The 25,027-nt window shown below is 42.9% G+C and carries 21 protein-coding genes and 2 pseudogenes; 2 read left to right on the top strand and 21 right to left on the bottom strand.

The window, feature by feature from the left end; translation table 11 throughout:
* Positions 1 to 2: 2 nt before the first annotated feature.
* Positions 3 to 1,256: a YlbE family protein gene (locus HMPREF0556_RS13615; RefSeq protein WP_232020862.1), complete on the bottom strand. Its 1,254-nt coding sequence runs from the start codon at positions 1,254 to 1,256 to the stop codon at positions 3 to 5.
* Positions 1,257 to 1,274: 18 nt separating this feature from the next.
* Positions 1,275 to 2,993 (bottom strand): annotated as a pseudogene (gene fdrA / locus HMPREF0556_RS13610) (acyl-CoA synthetase FdrA); the annotation flags it as partial.
* Positions 2,994 to 3,187: 194 nt separating this feature from the next.
* Here fdrA and HMPREF0556_RS08805 point away from each other — a divergent pair.
* Positions 3,188 to 4,816 carry a PucR family transcriptional regulator gene (locus HMPREF0556_RS08805; protein ID WP_040486691.1) on the top strand — a complete coding sequence of 543 codons (1,629 nt, stop codon included), beginning with the start codon at positions 3,188 to 3,190 and terminating at the stop codon, positions 4,814 to 4,816.
* 89 nt (positions 4,817 to 4,905) lie between these two features.
* Here HMPREF0556_RS08805 and HMPREF0556_RS08800 read toward each other — a convergent pair whose 3' ends face one another.
* The 3 genes and pseudogenes from HMPREF0556_RS08800 to HMPREF0556_RS08790 all read right to left on the bottom strand — a co-directional run bounded on the left by HMPREF0556_RS08800 (position 4,906) and on the right by HMPREF0556_RS08790 (position 8,427).
* Complete coding sequence (locus HMPREF0556_RS08800; protein WP_003757747.1) at positions 4,906 to 5,457, bottom strand: NADPH-dependent FMN reductase; 552 nt, start codon at positions 5,455 to 5,457, stop codon at positions 4,906 to 4,908.
* A gap of 193 nt (positions 5,458 to 5,650) precedes the next feature.
* The gene (locus HMPREF0556_RS08795) at positions 5,651 to 6,991 is read right to left on the bottom strand and encodes a PTS sugar transporter subunit IIC (RefSeq protein ID WP_003757744.1); all 1,341 of its coding nucleotides are present in this window, start codon (positions 6,989 to 6,991) and stop codon (positions 5,651 to 5,653) included.
* Positions 6,975 to 8,427: pseudogene (locus HMPREF0556_RS08790) on the bottom strand (glycoside hydrolase family 1 protein). Before HMPREF0556_RS08790 ends, HMPREF0556_RS08795 begins: the two are co-directional and overlap by 17 nt.
* A gap of 163 nt (positions 8,428 to 8,590) precedes the next feature.
* On the opposite strand from HMPREF0556_RS08790, the gene HMPREF0556_RS08785 reads away from it, so the two are divergent.
* Positions 8,591 to 9,307, top strand: coding sequence for a GntR family transcriptional regulator (locus HMPREF0556_RS08785; RefSeq protein ID WP_003757739.1), 717 nt, complete (start codon positions 8,591 to 8,593; stop codon positions 9,305 to 9,307).
* On the opposite strand, the gene HMPREF0556_RS08780 is transcribed toward HMPREF0556_RS08785, so the two are convergent.
* From HMPREF0556_RS08780 to HMPREF0556_RS08710, 16 genes are all read right to left on the bottom strand, one after another.
* Positions 9,301 to 10,140, bottom strand: a complete 840-nt coding sequence (locus tag HMPREF0556_RS08780) for a fructosamine kinase family protein (RefSeq protein ID WP_003757737.1) — start codon at positions 10,138 to 10,140, stop codon at positions 9,301 to 9,303. The genes HMPREF0556_RS08785 and HMPREF0556_RS08780 overlap by 7 nt on opposite strands.
* A 118-nt stretch (positions 10,141 to 10,258) precedes the next feature.
* Positions 10,259 to 10,981 (bottom strand): hypothetical protein, encoded by a 723-nt coding sequence (locus HMPREF0556_RS08775; RefSeq protein WP_003757735.1) that lies wholly within the window; start codon positions 10,979 to 10,981, stop codon positions 10,259 to 10,261.
* Between the two features lie 166 nt (positions 10,982 to 11,147).
* Positions 11,148 to 11,585 carry an Lrp/AsnC family transcriptional regulator gene (locus HMPREF0556_RS08770; RefSeq protein ID WP_003757733.1) on the bottom strand — a complete coding sequence of 146 codons (438 nt, stop codon included), beginning with the start codon at positions 11,583 to 11,585 and terminating at the stop codon, positions 11,148 to 11,150.
* Positions 11,586 to 11,620: 35 nt separating this feature from the next.
* Positions 11,621 to 12,736 carry an alanine dehydrogenase gene (gene ald / locus HMPREF0556_RS08765; protein WP_003757732.1) on the bottom strand — a complete coding sequence of 372 codons (1,116 nt, stop codon included), beginning with the start codon at positions 12,734 to 12,736 and terminating at the stop codon, positions 11,621 to 11,623.
* Between the two features lie 16 nt (positions 12,737 to 12,752).
* A complete protein-coding gene (gene kynU / locus HMPREF0556_RS08760; protein ID WP_003757731.1) occupies positions 12,753 to 14,036 on the bottom strand; it encodes a kynureninase in 1,284 nt (427 codons plus the stop codon).
* Complete coding sequence (locus tag HMPREF0556_RS08755; RefSeq protein WP_003757727.1) at positions 14,033 to 15,226, bottom strand: MFS transporter; 1,194 nt, start codon at positions 15,224 to 15,226, stop codon at positions 14,033 to 14,035. Before HMPREF0556_RS08755 ends, kynU begins: the two co-directional genes overlap by 4 nt.
* A 259-nt stretch (positions 15,227 to 15,485) precedes the next feature.
* Positions 15,486 to 16,115 (bottom strand): Cna B-type domain-containing protein, encoded by a 630-nt coding sequence (locus HMPREF0556_RS13040; protein ID WP_050777019.1) that lies wholly within the window; start codon positions 16,113 to 16,115, stop codon positions 15,486 to 15,488.
* Positions 16,066 to 17,688 carry a SpaA isopeptide-forming pilin-related protein gene (locus tag HMPREF0556_RS08750; RefSeq protein ID WP_003757723.1) on the bottom strand — a complete coding sequence of 541 codons (1,623 nt, stop codon included), beginning with the start codon at positions 17,686 to 17,688 and terminating at the stop codon, positions 16,066 to 16,068. Before HMPREF0556_RS08750 ends, HMPREF0556_RS13040 begins: the two co-directional genes overlap by 50 nt.
* Before the next feature lie 446 nt (positions 17,689 to 18,134).
* Positions 18,135 to 18,977 carry a pyridoxamine kinase gene (locus HMPREF0556_RS08745; protein WP_050777018.1) on the bottom strand — a complete coding sequence of 281 codons (843 nt, stop codon included), beginning with the start codon at positions 18,975 to 18,977 and terminating at the stop codon, positions 18,135 to 18,137.
* Between the two features lie 126 nt (positions 18,978 to 19,103).
* Positions 19,104 to 20,231, bottom strand: a complete 1,128-nt coding sequence (locus HMPREF0556_RS08740; protein ID WP_003757720.1) for an amidohydrolase — start codon at positions 20,229 to 20,231, stop codon at positions 19,104 to 19,106.
* Complete coding sequence (locus HMPREF0556_RS08735) at positions 20,224 to 21,531, bottom strand: LLM class flavin-dependent oxidoreductase (RefSeq protein WP_003757718.1); 1,308 nt, start codon at positions 21,529 to 21,531, stop codon at positions 20,224 to 20,226. Before HMPREF0556_RS08735 ends, HMPREF0556_RS08740 begins: the two co-directional genes overlap by 8 nt.
* Entirely contained in the window at positions 21,532 to 21,801 is a 270-nt protein-coding gene (locus HMPREF0556_RS08730; protein ID WP_003757716.1) for a glutaredoxin family protein, read from the bottom strand.
* Entirely contained in the window at positions 21,788 to 22,801 is a 1,014-nt protein-coding gene (locus HMPREF0556_RS08725; RefSeq protein WP_003757714.1) for an MsnO8 family LLM class oxidoreductase, read from the bottom strand. The genes HMPREF0556_RS08730 and HMPREF0556_RS08725 overlap by 14 nt, the downstream gene beginning before the upstream one ends.
* A complete protein-coding gene (locus HMPREF0556_RS08720) occupies positions 22,798 to 23,580 on the bottom strand; it encodes an amino acid ABC transporter ATP-binding protein (protein ID WP_003757712.1) in 783 nt (260 codons plus the stop codon). Before HMPREF0556_RS08720 ends, HMPREF0556_RS08725 begins: the two co-directional genes overlap by 4 nt.
* Positions 23,577 to 24,284, bottom strand: coding sequence for an amino acid ABC transporter permease (locus tag HMPREF0556_RS08715; protein WP_040486689.1), 708 nt, complete (start codon positions 24,282 to 24,284; stop codon positions 23,577 to 23,579). The genes HMPREF0556_RS08720 and HMPREF0556_RS08715 overlap by 4 nt, the downstream gene beginning before the upstream one ends.
* Positions 24,285 to 24,300: 16 nt before the next feature.
* Positions 24,301 to 25,017: an amino acid ABC transporter permease gene (locus HMPREF0556_RS08710; RefSeq protein WP_040486688.1), complete on the bottom strand. Its 717-nt coding sequence runs from the start codon at positions 25,015 to 25,017 to the stop codon at positions 24,301 to 24,303.
* Positions 25,018 to 25,027: the final 10 nt, after the last annotated feature.

Below are 25,027 nucleotides of genomic sequence, written 5' to 3'. Positions count from 1 at the left end.
TCTTACACCAGATCCCATTTTTCAGCAAAGGCAACTAGTGCTTTTTCAAAACATTGGATCGGTGCGCGAACGGTTCCTGCACCAACTTGGCCCAGGCCTGCCACTTTACCTGCAATCCCGGTATTGATGAGTGGTGTGATTCCTGTTTCAACGACTTTGCAAATATCGATCCCTAGCGGTGTGCCTTGGAAATCCCAAGTCGGGATCGTGAAATTCGCATTGTTGGCGATACAGATCTCATCCATCTCGTCACTCACGCGTTTGGCGTCATCAAATCCGCCTGCTCCAACAAAACGTGTCACGCCTGGTGCAGCAATCATTGCCATACCACCAAAGCCGACTGTTTCTGCAATCGCACTGTCACCCATATCCGGATTTGCGTCTTCTTGGCTGAATCCTGTGAAAAATAATCCCTCTGGAGTATTAACAGGTGCTGTGAACCACTCTTCGCCTAGTCCGCTTACTTTGATCCCGAAGTTTTGACCATTGCGTGATAAGGTTGTCACGATGGTTCCTTCTTCAACCAGTTTCGCTGCATCGACGATCGATTTCCCAGTAGCCATCATAATATTGAGGAAAAATTGATCGGTATCAGCTAAAAATTGAATCACTGCTTCTTTTTTATCATCGGTAATATCAAGTGCTACGATCAGCGGTGCGACTTCTTTTAGGAAAACAAGGCTCGCCGCAATATTACGTTGGTGGAATTCATCTCCCATCGTGATCGCTTTTGCCATAATAACATTGACGTTGATCCCTTCTTTTTTGGAACGGATCGCTTCTCCTAAAACTGGGCCTAATGTATCTTTCATCCAAGTCAGACGGTCGATCACTTCGCTGTCGTAAGCACCAAAGCGTAGCACCCGGCCGATTCCTTCGTTTAATGTACAGTAAGCGCGATTTCCTTCTAAGCGATTTTCTACAACTAAGACAGGCATGCTGCCGGATGTGATTCCACCCATCGGGCCGACTGCATTGACATGATGACAGGGGATCAAGTTGATCTCGCCGTTTTCCAGTAAGGAACGTGCTTCGCTTTCTTCTTTTGCCCAGCCTTCAAAAAGGACAGCTCCGACGCAAGAACCTTGCATTGGATCAGACATATCTTCATATTTGATCGGTGGCCCTGCATGAAGTAGCGTTTTGCTGTTCAATTCATCGATCACACTGCCAGCCGGTACAACATCTACAAGATAAGGCGAACCTTGTCTGAAACGATCGACAACGGCATTATTCTGTTGACCAAGGTCTTTCAGCTGTTTGATTTTTTGCAGTATCTGGATCAACTTCACATTGCCACCAGCAGCTGGTTTCCAATCAAATTGAACGGATCTACTACCGAATTTTTGGATTGGTTCATTGAAATCAGCAATGCCGATATTGATGACTTCTGCTTTTTGATTTAAAAAGGCGATGATATTTTCGTTTGCGGCTGGTAATTCGATTTTTTCGCCTTGGTATGCTTTTTGTGTTTTAGCAGTTGCTGTGATGTGTTTGCCTAATAATTGCAAGCTGTAATCAACTGCTTGTGCATTGCTGTCTGTGACATGCATCCCTGCTTTTTCAAGCACTTTTTTTGCAGCGTCGAAATCTTGTGGATCGTTTTTCGTACCAACGATCGTCCCGACAATATGAAGCGAGCGAGTCGCTTTTGCTGCTTCGGCAAGCACTTCTTCGATCACTGGTGCCAATGTTTCTGCCATGTCTGCCGCTCCATAGCCTAAAACAACATCTAGCAAAATGATCCCGGTGCTGTCTTCTTGTGCTGTTTCTTTTATTTTCTGAACGCGGATCTCTGGATCGATCATTGGATGCGGTCTGCCTTGCGTATAAAGATCGTCCCCTAAATCAAGTATCTCGTGACCGTGCGCTCGTAGAACATAGCCTTCTTCTTTGATAACGCCACCCAGGTCAAGTGCTTCTGAGATCAACATCCCTGCTTCATTTGCAAGGGTACCGCCCGAATACAATCCCTTGATCACCTTACCTTCAAGTTTGGCATCCTTTTCTACTTGCGGTTTAGGGATCTCAGCTTCGATCGATTTCCCTTGTGATAGCGCCACTGCCAAGTGAGCTGTTTCTTCGAGCGTATGTGCAAAATAGACTTCGCCTTCATGTGCTGTTGGATTTTCTCCCAAGAATACTGCTACGACAGGTTTATCAATACCATGGAGCAATGTCACGACTTCATCACGAACTTCCTTTGCAGGCGGCTTGGAGATCACGACGATCACCTCAGTTGGATCGTGTTCTGCAAGAGCTAATAACGTATCTTTCATTGTAATAGCGCCAACTTCATCGGATAGATCGCGTCCGCCTGTACCGATCGCATGCGTTACCCCGCCGCCTAAGCGGTCAATAATCGTGGATACTTCTTGGATCCCTGTCCCAGAAGCACCAACAATGCTGATATTCCCGGGGCGGATCACATTAGTGAAAGCTAACGGAATACCACCGATCAGGCCGGTTCCGCAATCCGGACCCATTACAAGCAATCCTTTCTCATGCGCTTTCTTCTTCAAACGAACTTCCTCTTCTTTAGGCACGTTGTCACTGAATACAAACGCATTTAGCCCATTATCCAAAGCATTCTCGATCTCAGCTGCAGCATATGTTCCCGCTACCGAGATCAATGCGAGATTAGCATCAGGCAAAGCTTTTAAGGCACCATCCCAGTTTCTTACGGAAGCTGGTCCATTACCTGTATCTTCTTTTTTCACAGCAAGATCTTTTAAGAACTGATCGATTGCTTGTAGAGCCTCTTCTTCTATATCTTTACTTTCGATATCTAAAACGATCATCATATCATTCGAAGATGCTTTTTCAGCTTCTTCTGTAAGCAGCCCGGCTGCGTCAAAAATGGATTTATTGGCATCTGTCCCCATCATAACTTGGAGTTTATGGATGCCCTCCATTTTACTGATTTCTTTGGTCAGTAGCATGAGGCTGATTGAATCTTGATAGTTATTCGGCTTGATTACTGTACTTAACACGATAAACTTCCCCCAATCTCTTCTATAGCTTCATTCTATTCCAATTATTCGGCAATTACATTCTCATTATCAGATAAACAAACTCCATATTTTTATCTCTACGGGATAAAAGAAAACGAAATCATAACTTTACATTTTATCCTTTCCAGTGTAAAGTATGTTTTATGATTAATTCCTGAGAGGAGAAAATGACGATGACTGTTCTTGTTCGCGACTTACTTTCGCTACATTCTTTCCAAAATGCCAAGCTTGTTACTGGCCAAACGGGCATTCATAATGAGGTCGATAATATCATGATCATGGAAGCTCCTGATATCGAAAATTGGGTCACTCCAAATGAACTGCTGTTAACGAGCTTATATGGTTTTTCTAATTACAGCGAAGCAGAGTTGGAGTCATTTATCGCGAAGATCCATCATTTTGAATGCGCTGGTCTTATTGTCAAAACGGATCGCTTCGTTTCGCAGATTCCCAAAGCGATTATGGATAGTTGTACGAAATATCATCTGCCACTTTTCCAGATCGAACGTGACATCAAATATAACGACATTATGGTAGAAGTCATGCAGTTGCTCTTTAACGAGACGAATATGCTGCTTCAGCAATACCGGCTCATCAACCAAAAATTTATTTCCCTTGCGATGAATGGGACTTCTTACAAGGAGATCCTCGTGCTGTTGGAAAAACTGATCAACAATCCAGTATATTTATATAATCAACTGCATACTTCTGCTAAACCGATTTTGAGTGGGGATGAAGATTCAGAAGACGTAATGATTCTCTCTGATCTTTCTTCTGTCGAAAAGAAAGAACATACTAGTTATCACTACAAAGAACGGAATTTCCGCTATAAAAATAACGATCCACAAGTGTATCGCGAGATCGTCGTTCCTATTCCTCAAATCAAAGAGGAAAATCTTTATTTAGCTATTCGGGAAGCGGGAAAAGCCGTAGTCGCGATCGACTACATGGCGATCGAAAATGCGATCAGCTTTATTCAAATGGAGTATTTGAAACAGGCTTCCATCAGAGAGATGAAATATGGTTATTCCAACGACTTGATCGATGATCTGATCTCCGGCAAAGTTGATTCCAAAGCACAGCTTGAAATGATCCTAAACCAGTTTCGCATGGATATCGGCGGGCGTTACCGCTTTTTAACTGTCGAATCGAAGAATATCAACAATCAGCTGACGACCGACTTCAACAAATCGGATAAACATACCAATAATCTGATCGCTGCCTTCAAGAAAGTCTGGCCGGATATTGTTTACCGGATTCGACCTTATCGGATCAACTTTATTCTAAACACAAAAAATGAAACGATCATTACGCTGAAAAAGAAGCTCCAACAGTTGATCGATCAAACTAAAAGCCAACATTCCTACTTGCAGATCGGGATCAGCGAGGAAGGCACTGTCGACCTATTTCCGAAGCATTCGCAACAAGCGTTGGAAACGCTGCAGCTAGCGGCGAAGATCTATCCGCAGGCTTTCGTTATTTCATATGGCGATCTCGGTTTTTACCGCCTATTATTGAAACTGCCGAAAGACAGCAATTTCCTAGACTTTGTTCCCGAAGAACTTATCCAGTTGCAAACGCATAAAAATGAATTATACCGTACGCTTGTCACGTATCTGGATAATAATCAAAATATCAAAGCAAGTGCCGCAGCATTATTTATCCATCCAAAGACGATGAGCTACCGCATGAATAAAATCATTTCGATGCTGCAGATCGACTTGACGAATGCAGATGAAGTGACCCAGCTCAATATCGGGGTACGGCTTTTGAAAGTCGCAGAAGAACGACTAGCAGACTGAATAAAAAAAAGCGCATGAAGTCCTATTAATACCAGCCCCAGAAAGGATGGTTCATTAATAGTAACTTCATACGCTTTTTATTTATAAACTCAACGAATGCTTTTAAGTGCTTTACTCCACGACAGTAATTGATCAAGTAATTCGATCAATTCTGCATCATGAAATTCTGCAGGTGTGAATTCACTCATATTCAAAAAGTCTGTCATCAACGATAAATTGACTGTGCGTTGAACCGATGCAAGACCTTGCTCTGCAACGACAACACGCAAGTTTTCGATAGAACGAGCTGCTCCTAATCCGCCATACCCGATAAAGCCGACTGCTTTGTTTTTAAATTCTGGTTTCAAAAAGTCTAACGCATTTTTGAACGCTCCGGCTACCCCATGGTTATATTCTGCTGTGATAAAAATATAGCCATCGAAAGACGCGATTTTTTCAGACCAGTCGCTGATTGCTTTTTGTTGCCCTTCTGTCGGAACCTTTCCCAGAAATGGTAAGTCATAATCTGCAAGATCTACTAATTCATAGCTTGCTTCTATATCTTTATTGAAACCCGCCGCTTTATCTAAAGCCCAATCTGCAACGGCCTTACCGTTTCTTCCTTCTCTGACACTGCCTAATATAATTCCAATTTTCACCATACGATCACCTCATTCAATTATTGATCAGAAACACAAAATGTTATTTACTAACCAAAAGTAAGTATACACCCTTACTTTTAGTAAGTAAACCCTTTTGCTTTATTTTTTTGGACTTTTTCTTTTTGTCTTACTACTAATGCCTGCAAAAAAGCATCTCCCCGATTGTGAGAAGATGCTTTTTAACGCGAACAAATTAATTTTCCTGTTCCACTTTGTTTTCTTTTTCAGAGGCAAACGCAACTCGTTCATCCAATCGTAAGAACGGCAGGTATATAAAGATCGTTATCACGATTATGACAACCTGCAAAGCTGCTGCCCGCCAGTCACCGCCTGTTGCCAAGAATCCAGATAAGATCGGCGGGGTCGTCCATGGTGTCTGAACGACAACGTGATTGATCCAGCCGGCTGCAGTCGCATAGTATGCCGTTGTCAGCGAGAAGATCGGTGCGATCACGAACGGAATGATCAGCATTGGGTTGAAAACGATCGGTAATCCAAAGATGATCGGTTCACTGATATTGAAAATCGATGGTGCCGCTGATAATTTGGAAATATCTTTATAATCTTTTCGTCTGCCGAAAATAAAGATCGCGATCAGCAAGGAAATCGTATTTCCCGAACCACCCATAACGGCAAAAGTATCTTTGAAGGCCATATTGATGATATGTGGGATCGCTTGATGATGGGCATAAGCAAGCATATTTTCCTGCATATTTTGCAGTAAAAACGGATCTAGTAGCGGACCGGAAATGACCGCTTGGTGAATCCCTAATCCAAAGAATAGATTGGCGATCGACGTGATCAGCAAGAATCCAGGCAAACTTGTCGTTACATAGCTTAATGGTTTTGTGATGATCGTAGAGATCAGTGTATTGACATCCATATTCGCAAATGTTTGAACAACAAAGCTCAAGATTCCGAAGATAACAACGACCAGCATAATTGGGATCAATACGTTAAAAGAGCGGATAACTGCCGGCGGGATATTCCCGCTAATGTTGATTTGCATCCGTTTATTTTTAGACAGTTTGATAAATACATCCGTTGCTAGCAAGCCGACGATGATCCCCACGAACAGTCCAGCTGCGCCTGTGTAGCTTACAGGAATGATATTTGCGATCTCAACTGCTTTTTTGGCACCAGTTGGTACCATGTCCGCAACAAATGGCGTTACCACAATGATGGAAGAAAATGATACTAATATCGGAGCGATAAAATTCGTATAATTGCGGTTTAAACATAAATGATAGGACACCGCGATCGTTACCAGCAAAGTGATAACACCAAGCGTTCCGTTTGAGATCGATATTCCGATACTTTGCCAATGAGCAAGCGATTCAGAGGAAACGACATGGCTCATAAAACCAGATGGATCTAAAATCACTGAATTGATCAGTGTGATAAAACCCGCTAAAATCATAAAGGGCATAATACTTGCGAAAGCATCACGAAGAGAACGCAAATGAATTTGTCCTCCCAGCCTTTGTGCAACATTGATAAAACCATCTAATACTTTTTTATTGGATGAAGCCATTATCAATTTCCTCCTTTTTTCGTCCCTGCCAATTTAGTTACTTCATAGGCAAATCCGTTTTGATCTGCCATTTCCTTAAAGAACTTACCACTCTTCTTGATTGTCCGCTTCTGTGTTTTCAGATCCAGCGACACTAAGCCATAACGATTTTTGTAGCTATTGATCCACGACCAGCAGTCGATGAATGTCCATAGATGATAGCCGCGGACCGCACATCCTTCTTCAATCGCCTGATGCACATATGCCAAGTGGTCTTTGATAAAATCGATCCGGTAATCATCTATCACTTGACCTGACTCATCCATAAAACGTTCTTCATCCGCTACTCCCATCCCGTTTTCCGAAATAAAGGCTTCAATGTTGCCATAGTTGTCACGGATATCGATACAAAGATCATAAATACCGCGTTCATAAATTTCCCAGCCGCGATAAATATTCATCCGTTTCCCCGGCATATCATGTGCTTCAAAGAACCAGTCCGGTAAAAACGGTCCTTTCTCATTGATCGCTGTTAGTCTGGCTTTCACTCGGCGCGGTTCATAATAATTAAGCCCCAAGATCTGCGAAGTGTTTTCCTTGATCGTTTGCAGTTCCTCCGGCTCCACTTGTGGCAATTGGTCATACTCGCTCAAAAGCGTCGTCAAACGTTCCGGAAATGTCCCTTTTACCATTGGGTCTAAAAAGCTGCGGGTATAAAAAGCATCACAGATTTCTGCCGCTTCCAGATCAGCTGGATGTTGACTGCGCGGATAGGTGGGACTTAAATTCAAGATCACGCCTATTTTCGAATCTAGGTCGCGTTCCTTAAACGCCTTTATCGCTTCAGCGTGCGCTAGAATCGTGTAGAATGCTGCTTGCGCGCCACGTTTGAAGTCGATCAAGTTCGGATAATGGAAGTCTTCCAAATACCCGCCTAATATCGGACCTAGTGGCTCATTAAAAGTGAACCAATGGTAAACCTGATCCCCAAATGCGTCGAAACAAGCCGAGGCATAATGAACATACGCATCCACTACTTCTCTTGCTTCAAAACCACCTTTTTCTTGAAGTGCAAATGGCATATCAAAATGATACAAATTGGCAAACACCTTGATACCGCTTTCATTCATACGTGAAAATAAATCCCGATAAAAAGCGATCGCCTTCTGATTTACTTCGCCAGTGCCCCCATCTGGAAACATTCGTGCCCACGAGATCGATACTCGAAATGAATTATGTCCCGTTTCTTTCATCAATGCGACATCTTCTTGATAACGATTAAAATGATCGGTCGTCACTTCTGGTCCCACGCCTTGATAAAAGCGGTTCGGATCTTGCTCATACCAATGTTCCCAGATTGTTTTCGCTTTCCCTGTGTCACCTTTTCCTTCTGCTTGTTCTGCTGACCATGCCGAGCCCCACCAGAAGTCTTTCGGAAATGTTAAAAATGTTTTCATATTCACGCCTCCTTCATTACAGCCTAAATATAACACAGCTTCTTATAAAAGACAATATCTTTTTAAAAAGATATATACTTTTACTGAAAAGAACGTGTTTTTAATTAGAAGACATGATAAGTATATGTTATACTATACTTATTACCAATGAGGGGTGGAAAATTTGACAGAGATGGCAAAATACATGCAGATTTACATGGATATTAGAGAGAAGATCAACCAAAACCATTATGAGATCAATGAAAAATTACCGGATGGCAATTCGCTTGCTGTTCACTATCAATGCAGTAAACTAACGGTTAAAAAAGCATTAGATATGCTAGTGCAGGAAGGAATGATCATTCGCAGACGTGGCTCAGGAACATTTGTTAAATCACATGCACCGAATGCCAACGAATTTATTCTTTCTCCGCTTGCTGGGCTTGCAGATACCGTTGGGAGCGACCATATCCACTCCACAGTTGCTGTCTTTTCGATTGAAAAACCCTCCGCAGAGATCGCTCAAAAACTGGAGATCGAGGATGCTTATATCTACCGGATCGTCCGCGTGCGAGAAGTCGATCATCGTCCCTATTCGATCGAACATACTTTTATGCCGCTTTCGATCATTCCCGGTTTAGAACCGAAACACCTAGAGGGCTCTGTCTACAATTACATTCGTGAAACCTTGCATTTAAGAATCAAGAGCAACCATGTCTGGATTCGTGGTGATCGTTCCAACGCTGAAGACAGCAAGCTTTTGAACCTAAAAGAACCTACTTTTATGATGGAGATCGAAAAAGTAGGTCATTTAGAAGATGGCCGTGTTTTTGAATACTCAATCACGCGCCATACTTATGAAACTTTTGTTTTTGAAACTGTTTTTGTCCAAAATCAATAACTTTTCAAAATGCGATCAATGGAACCTAGATAGCTCGTACCGAAGACATTTAAATGCACGAGCAAATAATATAATTGGTACCAAGCTATCCGCTCATCGGCATCATCACGAAGCGGATAGTTTTTTTGATAGGCTTCATAAAAAGCATCATCAAAACTGCCAAATAGTTTTGTCATGGCGATATCTACTTCCCGATCGCCGTAATAAACCGCTGGATCAATAAATGTTACTTTGTTTTCCCGATTGAATAACACATTCCCGCCCCAGAGGTCTCCATGCAGCAGACTCGGCTCCACTTCGATATTCGTATAGGTTTTACGAATCTGCTCAGCCAATCGCTGCCACTGCGTCTCCCGATTTGCATTCCAATAACCGTTTTGAATAGTAAAATCGATTTGTGGCTGTAGCCGGTTTTCAATGTAAAATTCCGCCCAATCTGCCTTCCAGCCGTTGTATTGCGGCAGGCTGCCGATATAATTATCCTCTTCCAGCCCAAATGCATCTGCTGTCTGCCGGTGTATCTGTGCTAATTGTTCCCCTAATTCCGCTGGGTTACTGCGGTTTCCCGGTTCCACATAGGTCATCAATAAAAAAGCGTCGCTGTCCGTTTCTCCGGTTTTCAATACAGTCGGCGTATTTACTACTTTATTTAACTTTTCCAATCCCATCGCTTCTGCTTCAAAAAAGTCGGCATCCGTTTCCGGCTGCACTTTCAAGAAGTATTCCCCAGTTTCCGCGATCACTTGATAGTTGTCGTTGATATCTCCTCCTGCAACGGGTTTGATTGCATGGATCTCCCCAACTTCTAATAGCTCTTTCCATTTCGTATCCACCAAAAAAACCTCCTTTGTTAGTTATTACCACAATAACACTGATGGTAAAACTATATTCGGAAGTTTCATGCTATAAAAAAAAGAAATGGAGATCATTATCGTGATCTCCATTTCTTTTTTATTTTGCCACGCGGAAATTATAATCGCTGTATTTCCCTGCGTCATATCCTTTATAGCGGAAAGTATACAGGGCATCGCCATTGTTGTTTTCGACAAAGCCATATGCTTTCAGCTTTGCTTTTAATTGGTTTGCTCTGCCTTTATTAACAAAGTAATAATAATTGGAATAAGCACTTTGATTTTCGTAGTCTCGTTTTGTTTTATGTTTGATTGCTTTGAATGCTTTACGAACCTTGCTGACTTTATAGTCGATATTGATATTTAAAGAGGTTGTATAGTAATTTTTTCCTTTATAAGTGATTTGTACAAGATAGTTGCCTGGTTTTTTATGACTGACAAGGTAAGCGCCTTTCGCATTCTTCAAATGGGTAGAGCTTGTTTTTTTCGCATTCTTGTATACGAAGATGTTTTTATAGTTGGCTTTGTATACCCATGTTGGTTTTGTGTACATTTGTGACTTTGCAACATAACCGCTTGTTTTCCCAACTTTTACTTTGAAGTAACTTGCTTTTTTACTTGTTTTCGTACCTACTTTTTGATTTTGATTCAATAACTTGAGTTTTTTTGATTTCGTACTTTTGCCTTTATAAATATAGGCACCTTCTTTAGCATAATAGGAGATCGTTTTTGCTGCAGCTGTTGCTTTAGGTGGATTCAATCCGGCAACAACACTTAAAGCTAAAATTAAAACTAGACCTAATTTCATTAATTTTTTGTACATTTTATGTCCTCCTTTTTAAGTTGTTGTACTCTATTAAAGTATACTGCATTTACGCGCCACAAAATGTGACAAATTTTCGAACTTTTTTGTGAAGCACCTTATTTATTTGCACAAATGACAATGATTTTTGCTTAAAATAAAAAAGCTCGAGTAGATTCGAGCTTTTTTATTCAATTCGGATTTCCCGCTCGATCGGCGATTCTAGAATAATCGACGTATTGATCGTGCCATATGGCATAAGCTGATTCAGCAAGCGATCGATCTCTGCAATATCTTGGGCACGACCTTTCACGATATAATTTTCGCCGCCGGTCACAGCATGCGCTTCCGTAATGTTCGGATAGTTTTTGAGGACCTCGACAAGTTCGTGGATCGTTACTTGGATATTGCTGATCTTAATAATATACGGGATAGTCAAGCCCAACTTAGCTTCATTGATCTGGATCGTAAATTTCTCAATTACTCCATTTTCGATCAATCGATCCATGCGTGTTTTAACGCTGGGTTCCGATAATGAGATTTGCTTGGACATTTCCTTGATAGATATGCGGCTGTTGTGCTGTAATAACTGTAGTATTTTTTTATCGATCTCATCCATTTTCATCACCGTTTATATTCTATCATAAAATGTCATAACGGTTACAGTAAATCCGCGATAGCGCTGTATGGAAGTTGTTGTTCTTCACTTACTTTTTTTATGGTGAGTTTGCCATCTATGGCATTGATCCCCTTCGCTAGAGCTTCGTCATTTTTTGCTGCTTCACGTACTCCTTGGTTTGCGATTTTGACAGCATAAGGCATAGTCACATTAGTCAATGCTAATGTGGAGGTCCTTGGCACAGCGCCTGGCATATTGGCAACTGCATAATGGACGACGCCGAATTTTTCATAGGTGGGATCATCATGGGTCGTGATCCGGTCTGTTGTAGCGAAAATCCCTCCTTGGTCGACCGCAATGTCTACTAAAACAGATCCCGGCTTCATCGAGCGCACCATTTCTTCACTGACAAGTTTTGGTGCTTTGGCGCCGCCTGGCAAAAGAACAGCCCCGATGACAGCATCGGCATCTTTTACGACTTCTGCGATTTGATGGCTATTCGACATGTGGGTTTGAATCGCGTTCCCAAATAAATCATCTAATTGCGCCAGCCGTTTGGCGCTGACATCTAAGATCGTAACATTGGCACCAAGTCCGATCGCGATTTTCGCTGCGTTCGTTCCTGCCACGCCACCACCGATGATGACGACTGAGCCACGCTCTACCCCGGGAACCCCAGACAATAAAATCCCTTTTCCCCCATGTGGTTGTTCCAAGATTTGCGCAACTACTTGGGCAGACATTCTGCCCGCTACTTCACTCATCGGCGTCAGAAGCGGCAGACTTCCGTCAGAAAGCTGTACTGTTTCATAAGCAATTGCTGTCATTTCACTTGCTAAAATCGCTTCGGTCAGCTCTTTAGCTGGTGCTAAGTGGAGATACGTAAATAAAATCAGATCGGAACGGAAATACGGATATTCTTCCGGAAGTGGTTCTTTTACTTTCATGACCATATCTCCCTGCCACGCTTCCTGTGCCGTTTCCACAATTACTGCACCAGCTTCTTGATATTCTTTATCTGCGAAACCGGAACCTTCGCCAGCTTGCTTTTCGATCTGAACTTGATGACCGCTTTTTACCAGTTGTGAAACTCCTGCTGGGGTGATCGCTACTCGGTTTTCACGATTTTTGATTTCTTTTGGTACACCTATTTTCATGTTTGTTTCCTCCTTTTTATACGACTAACCCGCGTTTGTCGCTGTACTCCAGGAATGTCTTTTCAACAAAGATCTCCTCTAGTATCTCTACTACCCGATAAACTTCCTCATAAGACGTATAAAATGCAATTGGTGCTAAACGAATGACATTTGGTTCTCGAAAGTCTGGGATCACACCTTTATCTTTCAACGCCAGCGAAATGCGGTAAGCCTCATCATGTTCCAGACAAACATGTCCGCCGCGTGCCTCGTTTTCCCTTGGATTTCCCACGCCATAGCCATATGCCTGCAATTTCTCATCGATCAAATACATCAAATAGGCAGTGATCTGCAGTGATTTTTTTCTGATAGCTGGCATTCCAACTTGTGCAAAAATCTGCAATGCCCCTTCTAGTGGTGCCATGGAGAATAGTGATGGTGTTCCCACTTGCCAGCCGCTAGCGTCAGGTGCTGGTTCAAATGTATGTTTCAATTGGAATTGTGTTTCATCTTTATTCCCAAACCAGCCTGTCATCCCCGGCATTTTCGCAAAGTGTTTCTTATTGATGTAAAGACCGGCAATCGAGCCTGGACCACCGCCTAAATACTTATAGGTACACCAGACAGCAAAATCAGCCTGCAGTTCGGTAAAATTCATTTCGATCGCCCCAATCGCATGACAGAGATCCCAACCGATATAAATGCCACGTTTCCGAGCTGCTGTTGTGATTTTCTTCATATCGAGGATCTGGGCACTGCGATACAGTACTGCCGGCAACAAAATGAGCGCTACATCTGGCGTCATGGCTGCGATGATTTTCTCTGCTGACAATGTCTTGCCGTCCTCACTTGCCACCACTTTGACAGCTTCGCTTGGGTCCAGCCCCTTTAATCGAACTTGGCTGTCCACAGCGTATCGGTCTGTCGGGAAATTCAAGTCATCCACCAAGATTTTATATTTTTCCGTAGTCGGCTGATAAAACGTACTGATACATTGATGGATATTCGCAGTGGTACTGCCGGCAATTGCGATCTCACCAGCATCTGCATGAATCAGAGGAGCCGTCAATGCAGCAAGTTTATTGGAATAATGATAATACTTGCCATCTTCCACATTCCAGATCTTGATTCCTTCTTTTTTCCATACTTCCATCATTCTTAACAACGCGGCCTCAGCTTCTTTAGAAGAAAGCCCTAAGGAGTTGCCGTCCATATAAATTTCCCCAGGTTGAATATAGAAATGTTCTCTCATCTGCTTTAAATCATCTTGCTGATCCAATTCCCTCGCATAAGTTAGTCCGGTTTCAAATTTAGTCGTCATGATAATTCCTCCTCTTGTAATGATAATGTTCGCGTACTTGTGAGCCAGAAGAAAAGCGCTGCTGTAAATCCAATCGCTGCCACTCCTGCTAAAAGAAATATGCCAAAGCGCCAAGATGTTTTCTCAATCATTTTCGTAATGATCGGGGCGCCGATGAAAATGCCTAAATAATAAAGTAGATTGACCAGTGACATACTGTAACCGATCATCTTGCTATGTTTCGCAATGTGCGGCACCATGATCGTAACGGCGGATGACGAAAGACTCGCCGCCACCGACAGGCAGAAGATCTGCAGGATGTAAGTGGATGCACTCAAGTATGCACTGCCGAGACAAGCACATACCATTAGCAAAAAAGCAGTACTGATGATCAATCCCGGTTTTTTCGTCTTGTCGATCAGGTAGCCTGCCAGCACTCCAAATGGAATCCCGAAAAGCCCGAATAGACTTGCATAAAAATTAGCGACCGTCTTCGATAATCCATAATAATCAGTAAATAGCAGTGGATAAATATTGATAAAGGTGAATAACACGAATGCCATACAACCCTGCATCACCGCTAGTAGCCAGATCTTTTTATTTTTAGCCGCGATCCTAAACAAACCTTGCTCCCCAGCACTTCCCTCCGCTTTTGAGGAAGGCGCATTGAGAAACAGTGCAAAGCAGAAAAATAAAAGCAGACTAAGACAGCCGGTAAAGATCCATAATGACTGCAGACCAAACTGCGCCGCCATCGGTGCAAAGATATTCATGGCGATCAGTGACCCGGCAGCAGAAAAAGTCGTAAATATCCCGATCGCCGTACCACTATTATCGCTCTCCTTAAACCAATAACTGATCAGAACCACACCAGTCATCACGATCGTAGAAAACGATATCCCCTCAACAGCCCGTGAGATCAGCATTACCGTATAGTTCGAACTGACCGCTCCAAGAAAATTTCCTAATGCTAGACAAGCGGTTATGCCTAATAACAGTTTTTTCGCTCCAATTCGGGCAACGATCATACCACCGGGCAACGCAATAAAAATCCCTGAAACAGTGAAAATCGACATTATCCAAGATAATGCGGAAACAGATGTGTCGAACTTTGCTGCCAATTCTGGAATGACAGGCGGTACTTTCAACTGACTTAACGAAATAACGACCCCACCTGCATAAAGAAGTAAAAATTTGCCCCATCGACCCATTCTTTTAACCACCCCTTTTTAGTAAGCGCTCTCATTTATAATTTTATATTGTCTGCTCATTTCTGTATATAGCTTTCATAAGGAAATCGAGTACGATAACTTTATTAAATAAGTTTTTTAAGGTTTTTGTTTTCAAAAAGACAAAAATCTTTTTCGATCCATACTTAGCTCTCTTTTAAAGTCATTCAATCAAAAAAACGGACGTCCTACTCGTTCACAAATGAAAAAGTAGGACATCCGTTTTCGGTTGAAATTACTATTATTTTACAAGATACTTTTTATATTTTTTGCGAAGGATATAGGCAACTGCTGCAAGAATAATGATTCCTAATGCTACTGCACTTACGGATAATGTATCTCCCGTAGCAGGCAGATGTTTTTCGATCGTTCGGTGGATGCGATTTCCCGCAGGATCAGGGTCTTTAGGTTTATCGGGATTGGAATGATGTGGCGGCACCACACTATGATCGCTAGGGATATATTTATTTGTAAAGTCAAAACCGTCTTGTATCGTTTGATATCCTTTGACAGCCTTTTCTTTTACTGTATACGTGTACTGCTTTCCTTGCTTATCATATTTAGGAAGTCCATCGAATAAATACTTCCACTCCATTTTCTCATCGACTTTCTTGGATTTGAAGTATTTTCCATTCTGATAAAGCTTGATCGTAATAGTAGTTGGTCGCTTACCGGCTTTATCATGATCGTCTTCCCATGTCTTAGTACCGGATACACTTGTTGCTTCTATGTTCTCTTTAGTTACATGGACTGCTCCTTCTGCACCAGCTTGTACCTCAAAGGGAATAGGAGATGGATCTAAAATATAACCGGCGGGTGCTTTAGTCTCGATAAATCGATATTTCCCTGGCGCCAGCAGGCCTGACTTCACCAATCCGTCCCCCATCAGTTTTCAATTCTTTTTTCACTGTTTTGCCAGAAGCATCGACCACTTTAAATACCGCTCCGGCTAATGGATCTTTGGTCCTCGCATCAGATTTTTTTAAGATCGCACTGCCCTCTAAGGTAGTTGTAGCATCATTACTGTAAATATTTGTGCCTTCATAATTGATATATGCCTTATTCGTCACTTCATCCCCTTGTTTGGCCATCGGGTTAGAATAATCCACTTGAAAATCGATGGTCTGATTCGTTCCTTCGATGATGTCCTTCAATACCGTATAAGTGACCGTATGGCTTTTAGCATCGTATTCCCCTTTAGAAATCGCCTCATTATCGCGCTTCACGGTATGATCAAAAGTCGTATAGTCCGGCAGTGGGTCAACAATTTTAGTTCCGGCCGGGATGTTCCCACTTTTAGCTTTTGCTGTCAGCGAGTAAATAAATGTTCCTTTTGTTGTCGAGATTGTTGATTGACTAACCTTTTTAGAGAGCGTAATAAAATGGTAATTCGAACTATCCAACATCAGCGGTTCAGTTGCCGTTCTGAGCGTTGATCCATTACTCTCTAGTGTAGCCGTATTCATCTTGACTCCAAAGGTATCCGCCGTACTTCCGTCTTCTACTTTTTCTGCATACATAACGACAAAATTGTCTTTGGGAGTCAAATCACCAAAGTTGATAGCAAATCCATTTTTATCACTAGTGATTTTATCTGCATAATCAGCTGTGACAAATTTCCAAGCTATCGGGTTGCCGGTTTCGTTTTTATCCGTTACTTTAGCTATCTGAATATGTTGTACCGGCGTTTTATCTCCGCTAACTGGAATATATTTTCCCGGATCATGTAATTCTGTTTTTTCTGGCGTTTTATCTCGTAAAACAGCATTTTTTACATTTTGTTGATTATAGTTGACGACAATGGCAAAAATGTTGGAAGCCGGTTTATCCATACTCATCACTGCTGCACTGACTCCATCCACTGTTTTATGTGGTCGCGTGCTGAATTTGGATAATAGCGGTAAGCCGGAATTATCCGTTTGGATCTTGGATTGGTCTGTATCTTGACTGACTATTTTATCCCCTTTCGATAAGTCAGCTTGAAATTTCACATTATCAGGAACATTTTCGTCATTTTCTTTATAAACAGGAGCTTGATATTTGATTGTAAAGGTTTCCCCTGTAGCTTCATTGGGCTCGATCTTAGTATGATCATAAGCCACATTCAACACATAGTTACCCTCGGAATCCTCTGTCAACGCAGGATCTAGCAAATAAAACGGGTCTCCCAAGATCAAATTGTTTGTTAGATCATTTTTCTGTGCAACACTATTTTTGGGAATCTTTATTTCTATTTTCCCATCTTGATCCAACTTTCCTGCTGAGGCGGACAATGTAACTTTTAATTCGACTTGTTGTCTAGAAGATATGGTATCTGGGGAAGTGATCGTTACCCCTGGATCATCCCCTGCTTTTGCATGTACTTGGTTAACGGCAGTCGTTCCCCCTAAACACATACCAAAAATCAGGATACTGGTGATGATAATCTGCACTACTTTTCTCATGATTTATTCCTCCTTTGATCTGGATGTTAAATATATTACTTTTTGTCCACTGGAAAAGTATATACGATTTAATATACAAAAGGAATGAATTATTTGTGACGATATTTTGTCTTTTTATTGACGAATGTACAAGAAGATATGTTTGTTTTTTTCGCTCTATTTAAGCTATTAAAGTACACACACTCTCTGAATGCTGCTAGTTTCCTGCTAAACCTAATCTACAAAAAAGATATCGTTCCGCCTATTGGCTTTGCATAAAAAAAGACCCTTTGATTATTTATCAAAAAGGTCAGCTACTATTAGTTGCTCCAATATAATAAAGGACAGCTAATTAACAAAGGAAGTATTTATAATATCATATCGTTCTTGTAAATACATAAAAATGTCCTAAAAGGTCTCTATTATGTCTTAAACGCTTAAAATCCAGCCCATCATCTATATTTGCATCAACGATACGCTAGCCGCATCATCCGCATCGACAACTCCGGTAAAAATGGTTCAAACTGGATTCCATAGCGGACATCTTCCACTTCTTCATACGTGCTTTCAATAATCTTACTGGTAAAATTGATTGCTAAAGCCACTGCCTCTTGCAAGGATGCCCCGTGCACAAGTGCCCCTGTAACAATGCTGGCAAATAAATCACCGGTGCCAAAGTAATGGCCAGGTACTTTCGGAGCAAATTCATGGGAAAGACGTGCTTCGGATTGTGACATAAAGCTAGCACCGATATCTGGTCCCCGCTCCGTTCCAGTAATAATGACATTTTTCGGTCCTAAGCGGAATAAGGCTTGAAAATCTAGCAAGAGTTCGCTCCTGCTTAACGTTGGATTATATGCTTCACCGATCAACAGTGATGTTTCTGTCAGATTGGGAACGATGACATCTGCTTGCGCCACCAGTTTTTCCATTTCTTTCACATAAGCTGCATCAAAACCGCGATAAAGCTGACCACGGTCTGCCATAACAGGATCTACTAATAAAAAGCCGTTTTCATTTAAAAGCGCTTCTTTTGCCTCTGCTAAAAGTTCGATTTGCGCTCGTTCCCCTAAATAACCGGTATAGATCGCGTCAAATCGTATGTCTAGCGATTTCCAATGCGCGATCATTTTTTTCATTTCTTCTGTCAGTGATAAATAGCTATTTCCCGCAAATCCCGTATGTGTAGATAAAACTGCAGTTGGAAGGACACTTACTTCGATTCCCATGGCAGAAAGCACTGGCATGGCGATCCCAAGCGCAACTTTTCCGACGCCTGATAAATCATGTGCAATCAATACTTTTTTCATTTTTATATCTCCCTCTAATCGCATAGAATGATTTCTTACCAAGCATACTAAATTGGCTCCGCATAGTCAAAAGCAAGCCTTTACATTTAGGAATGCAGAAAAAAGAACCGAATCGGAATCCGGTTCTCATTTTGCGAGATAAGCGAGGGCAACTGCTTCAAAATAATGAGCTGCTTGGAGAATCACCGCTTCATTTGGTTCGATTTTAGGATGATGCAAGTCGAATTCCGACTCGGATCCAATCATCACAAAGGCGCCTGGCACTTTTTCTTGATAAAAAGCAAAATCTTCGCCGATCGCCATTTCCTGTAGTTCCCGTGTAGTCAATCCCAATTCCGAGGCCACTTGAAAAGCAAGTTCCGTCAGTGCTTCGTCATTGTTTATTGCCGGCGCGCCATTATACCAGTTAAATCTAATTTCTGTATCTGTCAGGTGGGCTAGTCCTTCTGTGACCCGTGTCATTTCGGCTTGGATCTGTTGCCGTACGCTTTGATCAAACGTGCGAACGGTTCCTTCCAAATAGGCTTGTTCCGGCAACACATTCCAAGTTGAACCACTGTGGAACTGAGTAACGCTGATTACGGCGTGGCTGGCTGGTGAAATCACTCTGCTGATGATCCGTTCCAAATTTTGGACAAGTTCTGCTCCGGCACTGATCGCATCTTTTCCTTCGTTCGGTTTGGCAGCATGCGCGCCTTTTCCAGTAATCGTTACTTCAAAACGGTCAACGCTTGCAGTCAATGCGCCCGTCTTCGTTCCAAAAGTTCCGACTGGCAGCGAAGGATCATTATGAACCCCGAAAATCGCTGCTACCCCTTCCAAAACGCCGGCTTGCAAAATGCTGCTGGCACCGTGACTTGTTTCTTCTGCGGGTTGGAAAATAAAGCGGACGGTTCCGGCCAGATCGGCGCGGTGTTCTTGGAGTAACAGAGCAGCACCGAGAAGAGCAGCGGTATGGATGTCATGTCCGCAAGCATGCATGATGCCAGGATGAACAGAGCGGAATGGCAGCTCTGTCTGCTCCTGGATCGGTAGCGCATCAATGTCTGACCGTAACGCGATCAATTTACCAGGTTTATCGCCCGCAATTTCAGCAATTATACCTGTTTTGAGTGGAAAATCCAAGATGGGGATGGCTGATTCTTCTAAAAATGCCCGTATTTTTCTAGTCGTTTCAAACTCTTGGTTAGAAAGTTCCGGATGCTGATGCAGATCGCGGCGGACTGCCGTCAATCTCTCTTCCAAATTACTCACTATAGATCACCTGCTGATCACTTGGGATCCGCAAATCCAAATTTTCTCTTAACAAGTTACTAGCATATTCTGTTTTATATAAACCACGTTCTTGCAGGATCGGAATGACTTTATCGACAAAATCGGTCAAGCCATGCGGATTATCAGAAGAGATAATAAAGCCATCTGCTGCTTCGTTGACAAACCACTCTTCGATCAAATCAGCCACCCGCTCTTTAGTCCCAATAAAAATCGGGCGCGGCGTGGCTGCTTCAATGGCAACTTCTCTAAGCGTCTGCCCTAATTCGCGTGACCGCCGCTTGATGCGATCTGTTGTGCTTTGAAAGGCATTTTTTCCGATGTCGCCCAACTCTGGGAAAGGTTCATCCAATTCATGTTTTGTAAAGTCATAATCGTCAAAAAACCTTCCTAAGAAAGTGACAGCGTGTTCGATCGGTACCAATTCTGCATACTGCTGATATTTCTCTTCTGCTTCTTCCGCAGTCTCTCCAATGATTGGTCCGATGCCCGGAAAAATCTTTGGATCATGGCCGTAAGCCGCCGCCTTCGATTTGACATCTTGGTAAAACGCCTGCGCTTCTTCTAAAGAATTAGCGTGGGTAAAAATCGCATCGGCATTCTTAGCAGCAAATGCTCTTCCAGTTTCTGAAGAGCCTGCTTGAAAAATCACCGGCTCGCCTTGTTCGCTTCGAGAAACATTCAGCGGACCCTCTACTTGAAAATACTCCCCTTTATGATGCAGCGGATGTAGCTTTTCCGAATCAAAAAACTGGCCGCTTTCTTTGTCATAAGTAAAGGCGTCATTTTCCCACGATTTCCATAAGCCGCGTACTACATCTAAATGCTCCTGTGCGATCTGATAACGTTCGGAATGTGGTGGCAGGTTTTTTTTACTATGATTGCGGGCCGCCCCTTCTTGCGGAGAGGTAACTAGGTTCCAACCGGCGCGTCCGGCGCTGATCTTGTCCAATGACGCTAGCTGGCGTGCCAAGGTAAAAGGCTCTGTAAAGGAAGTTGAAAATGTCCCTACTAAGCCGATATGATTGGTTGCAAGTGCCAGTGCTGACAAAATCGTGATCGGTTCAAAGCGGTTTAAGAAATGTGGAATCGATTTTTCGGAAATAAACAAACCGTCTGCAATGAAGAGAAAACTGAATAAGCCGCGTTCTGCCGTTTGTGCTCTTTGAATATAAAAATCTAGATTCGTGCTTGCCTTAGGATCGACATCTGGATGACGCCACGCATCCATGGAACCGCCGACACCGTGAATGATCGTTCCGAATTCTAATTGTTTCCCCATTCAATTCGCCACCTTTGCAATCGCATTTTTCACATGATCCAAACCAACTTCGATCACCGCATGATAATCGCCTGTTTCTTGATTCCCGATTTCCACTACCGGCACATGTCTGATGCCGTATTTGGTATCTAAGACATCTCTTAAATAATCATGTTCTGTCACATCGACTTCCTGATAAAGAATCTCCTCGGTCTCAAAATATTCCTTGATTTCTTGGCAATAGTGACATCCTTTTTTGCTCCAAATAACGATATTATTAGATACGGACATGTGCTTCCTCCTCCACAGCTTCTTTCAACCATTGGTATGACTGCTGTTTTTTCGTTTTATTTTTGATCGGGGTGAGTGCTAAAAAATCGTTGATCTGATACGTTTTCGCAAGTCTATGGATCTCTTTGCCGACTGTCTCTTTCACGCCAGTAATGACGCCAGCTTTTTGGATAATGAGCTCATAATCCTGCGTAACATTTTCCAAATAGGCTTCTGCACGCTCTCTTGTTCCGACATTGACACGCTTTCCATCGGCAAGTACGATTTTAACGGACTCTCTGGTTTCTACATATGCATGTGCTTCTTCGGCTTGCTCACTGATTGCAACGATCGCCGCCAGCTGGAATGATTTTGCTGCGTCGTTGCCGGTAAAGTTTGCTTCATATGCTTCCCGTGCTTCTTTTAAAACCGTTTCTTCTCCGTTGATAAAATAGGCAAAGACAAATCCAACACCAGCTTTGGCTGCCATTACAGCACTTTCAGCACTTCCGCCTAATAGAAATATCGGCACTTCTTCTTGCGGCAATGGTCTCGCTTGCAGATCTGCATACTTCCCGCGCGGAGCCTGTCTGGTGAACGTCAGTAGTTCAACCAATTTTGCTTCAAAGCTTGTTTTCTCCGCTTTGAATTCTGATTGAAGTGCTTCCGTTGCCAGTTGGAAACCGCCCGGCGCTTTTCCGACACCTAGTGCGATCCGGTTGGGCGCCAGATTAGCTAAGACATGAAACTGTTCGGCTACTTTAAAGGGGCTATAGTGCTGAAGCATGATCCCACCGGAAGCCAACTGAATGGTTGTTGTTTTGGCAGCTAAATAGCTGAGCAGGATCTCTGGTGCTGGGCCGACGACTTCTTCGGAAGCGTGATGTTCTGCCACCCAAAAGCGATGATAGCCGATCCGTTCGGCAAACTTGGCAAGGTCCACGGTGTTTTGCAGTGTTTCCCCAGGCGTTTCCGCTTCATCAGCAATACTTTGATCTAAAATACTGAGTCTGATTGTCATATCACCCGCTCCTCCTTTGGGACTTCTTTGATCTGATATAAGTAATCCGGTGAAACCCGGCGCAGAAATTGTTTGGTTCGTTCTTGCTGCGTATTTTCAAATACCTCTTTCGGTGTGCCCTGTTCGACAATGATCCCGCCATCCATGAAGACGACTTGATCAGCTACCCGCTTGGCAAATTCCATCTCGTGGGTAACGACAATCATCGTTACACCTAGACGTGCGATCTCCAGCATCACCTCCAGCACTTCCCCTACTAATTCCGGGTCAAGCGCGGCTGTTGGTTCATCAAACAAGATGACTTCCGGGTTGATCGCAAGTGCTCTTGCGATTCCCACCCGTTGCTTTTGCCCACCGGACAATTGACTGGGATAAGCGGATAATTTATCTTTCAGTCCAACTTTCGTCAACTCTTCGATCGCCCGTTCTTTCGCGATTTTTTTCGGGATCTTCCGAGCGATCACTAATCCTTCCATGACATTTTGCAAAACTGTCTTATGGGCAAATAAATTATAATGCTGAAAGACCATCGCCGTATGCTTACGCAGCGCAAGCACTTCTGCTTTCTTCGGATTCGTCGTTTGGATCACTTGCTCGCCGATCGCGATCTCGCCTTGTTCCGGACGTTCAAGCAAGTTTAAGCAGCGCAAGAAAGTCGTTTTGCCCGAGCCACTTGGGCCTAAAATCGTCACAACTTCGCCTTTTTTCACTTGCAGATCAATACCTTTCAAGACTTCATTGTCACCAAAACGTTTGTGAATATTCGTTGCCTGAATCATCTAACCCCTCCTTGATAAACAGTCAATTTTTTCTCCAATAATGCGTGAATCGCCTCAATAATCATCGTGAGTAGCCAATAAATGATCGCCGCTGCGATAAATGCATCTAAAAACGCGTAGTTATCGGATGCCACGATTGTTGCTGTCCCCGTTATTTCCGGTACTGCCACGATCGCTGCAATCGACGTGGTATGCAAAAAGCCGATCGCCAAATTGGTAAAGTTCGGCAGCGCGATAATGAAGGCCTGCGGGAAAAGTACCCGCCGCAACATTTCGCGATGTGTCATCCCAATGGAATAGGCAGCCTCGATCTGTCCAGCATCGACTGCGATGATTCCGGAGCGGATGCTTTCAGTTAAATAGGAACCGGCAGTGAAGGACAACGCAATGATCACAAAAATCGCTACCGGGATCTTATTTGCCGAGAGACCTAGGTCAAACTGCGAACTTAATTTATCAACGATGAGTGGGATCCCCAGATAGATAAGCATGATATGCAGGATCGCTGGTGTACTCCGGAAAAAAGAAACATAAAACTTACTGATTGGTTCCAAAATGCGCACATGTTTGATTTGGATAAAAGACATCAAGATCGCGATCAAAAAGCCGAACAATAGTGGAAAGAACGTCATGGCAAGTGTCAGCGGAATCGTTTTTACCATCGCTGTCAATGCTGTCCCAATAAAAGGAATATCTAATCCCATTTTTTCTTCCCCTCCTTTATATCTCCATATCGTAAACGGTGATAACGCGTGTATCATCCCGTTTCATAAACCGTTCTACCCATTTGAAGCCTTGTTCTAGTACAATCGCCGTTAAGTAATAAATAACTGCCAGTGCAATGTAAACTTCCAAAGAATGGTTGCTGGAAGAAATCAGTGTCTGTCCTCTCCCTGACATATCCATGACCCCGATTGAAAAAGCGAGGGATGTATCTTTCAGGAAACCGATGATCATATTGCCAAAATTAGGCATAGCTTGCAAAAGTGCTTGTGGCAGAACGATTCGCAGAAAAGTTTGTCTGCCGGTCAAGCCGATGCTGTAAGCCGCCTCTTCCTGTCCCTTCTCTACACTGTTCACTCCGGCGCGGACGATTTCTGCGATTCCGGCCGCGCTACTGAGTGCGTAAGTGGCGATCGCTGCGTACAGCGGGTCCATTTTGGATGTATCGATCCCTACCAGTGCAGTGATGGCTGGGATTCCATAAAAGACAATGAATAGCTGCACCATGATCGGTGTGCCGCGGAAAAAAGATATATATAATTTTCCGAGCTGACTTAAAACAGGAACACGGTAAATTCGAGTCAATGCCAGTAACAATCCCAAAATAAAGCCGAAAATCAGGGAGACAATCAAAATATAGAGCGTGATCGGTAAATATCCTAATAATGTCGGGATAAAGTCCCCGATCATTTTGATACTGAAACCTTTATCCATTTGCATTCAC

The sequence above is a fragment of the Listeria grayi DSM 20601 genome (genome assembly GCF_000148995.1).
Taxonomy (GTDB): domain Bacteria; phylum Bacillota; class Bacilli; order Lactobacillales; family Listeriaceae; genus Listeria; species Listeria grayi.
The sequence above is the reverse complement of the archived record's forward strand: the minus strand, read 5'-3'. Positions and strand labels throughout refer to the sequence as shown.

Excerpts from the sequence above, each read along its gene's own strand:
- HMPREF0556_RS08805 (WP_040486691.1), top strand. The coding sequence starts at position 3,188 with ATGACTGTTCTTGTTCGCGACTTACTTTCGCTACATTCTTTCCAAAAT.
- HMPREF0556_RS08800 (WP_003757747.1), bottom strand. The coding sequence starts at position 5,457 with ATGGTGAAAATTGGAATTATATTAGGCAGTGTCAGAGAAGGAAGAAAC.
- HMPREF0556_RS08795 (WP_003757744.1), bottom strand. The coding sequence starts at position 6,991 with ATGGCTTCATCCAATAAAAAAGTATTAGATGGTTTTATCAATGTTGCA.
- HMPREF0556_RS08775 (WP_003757735.1), bottom strand. The coding sequence starts at position 10,981 with ATGTACAAAAAATTAATGAAATTAGGTCTAGTTTTAATTTTAGCTTTA.
- HMPREF0556_RS08770 (WP_003757733.1), bottom strand. The coding sequence starts at position 11,585 with ATGAAAATGGATGAGATCGATAAAAAAATACTACAGTTATTACAGCAC.
- ald (WP_003757732.1), bottom strand. The coding sequence starts at position 12,736 with ATGAAAATAGGTGTACCAAAAGAAATCAAAAATCGTGAAAACCGAGTA.
- kynU (WP_003757731.1), bottom strand. The coding sequence starts at position 14,036 with ATGACGACTAAATTTGAAACCGGACTAACTTATGCGAGGGAATTGGAT.
- HMPREF0556_RS08755 (WP_003757727.1), bottom strand. The coding sequence starts at position 15,226 with ATGGGTCGATGGGGCAAATTTTTACTTCTTTATGCAGGTGGGGTCGTT.
- HMPREF0556_RS08750 (WP_003757723.1), bottom strand. The coding sequence starts at position 17,688 with ATGAGAAAAGTAGTGCAGATTATCATCACCAGTATCCTGATTTTTGGT.
- HMPREF0556_RS08745 (WP_050777018.1), bottom strand. The coding sequence starts at position 18,977 with ATGAAAAAAGTATTGATTGCACATGATTTATCAGGCGTCGGAAAAGTT.
- HMPREF0556_RS08735 (WP_003757718.1), bottom strand. The coding sequence starts at position 21,531 with ATGGGGAAACAATTAGAATTCGGAACGATCATTCACGGTGTCGGCGGT.
- HMPREF0556_RS08730 (WP_003757716.1), bottom strand. The coding sequence starts at position 21,801 with ATGTCCGTATCTAATAATATCGTTATTTGGAGCAAAAAAGGATGTCAC.
- HMPREF0556_RS08725 (WP_003757714.1), bottom strand. The coding sequence starts at position 22,801 with ATGACAATCAGACTCAGTATTTTAGATCAAAGTATTGCTGATGAAGCG.
- HMPREF0556_RS08720 (WP_003757712.1), bottom strand. The coding sequence starts at position 23,580 with ATGATTCAGGCAACGAATATTCACAAACGTTTTGGTGACAATGAAGTC.
- HMPREF0556_RS08715 (WP_040486689.1), bottom strand. The coding sequence starts at position 24,284 with ATGGGATTAGATATTCCTTTTATTGGGACAGCATTGACAGCGATGGTA.
- HMPREF0556_RS08710 (WP_040486688.1), bottom strand. The coding sequence starts at position 25,017 with ATGGATAAAGGTTTCAGTATCAAAATGATCGGGGACTTTATCCCGACA.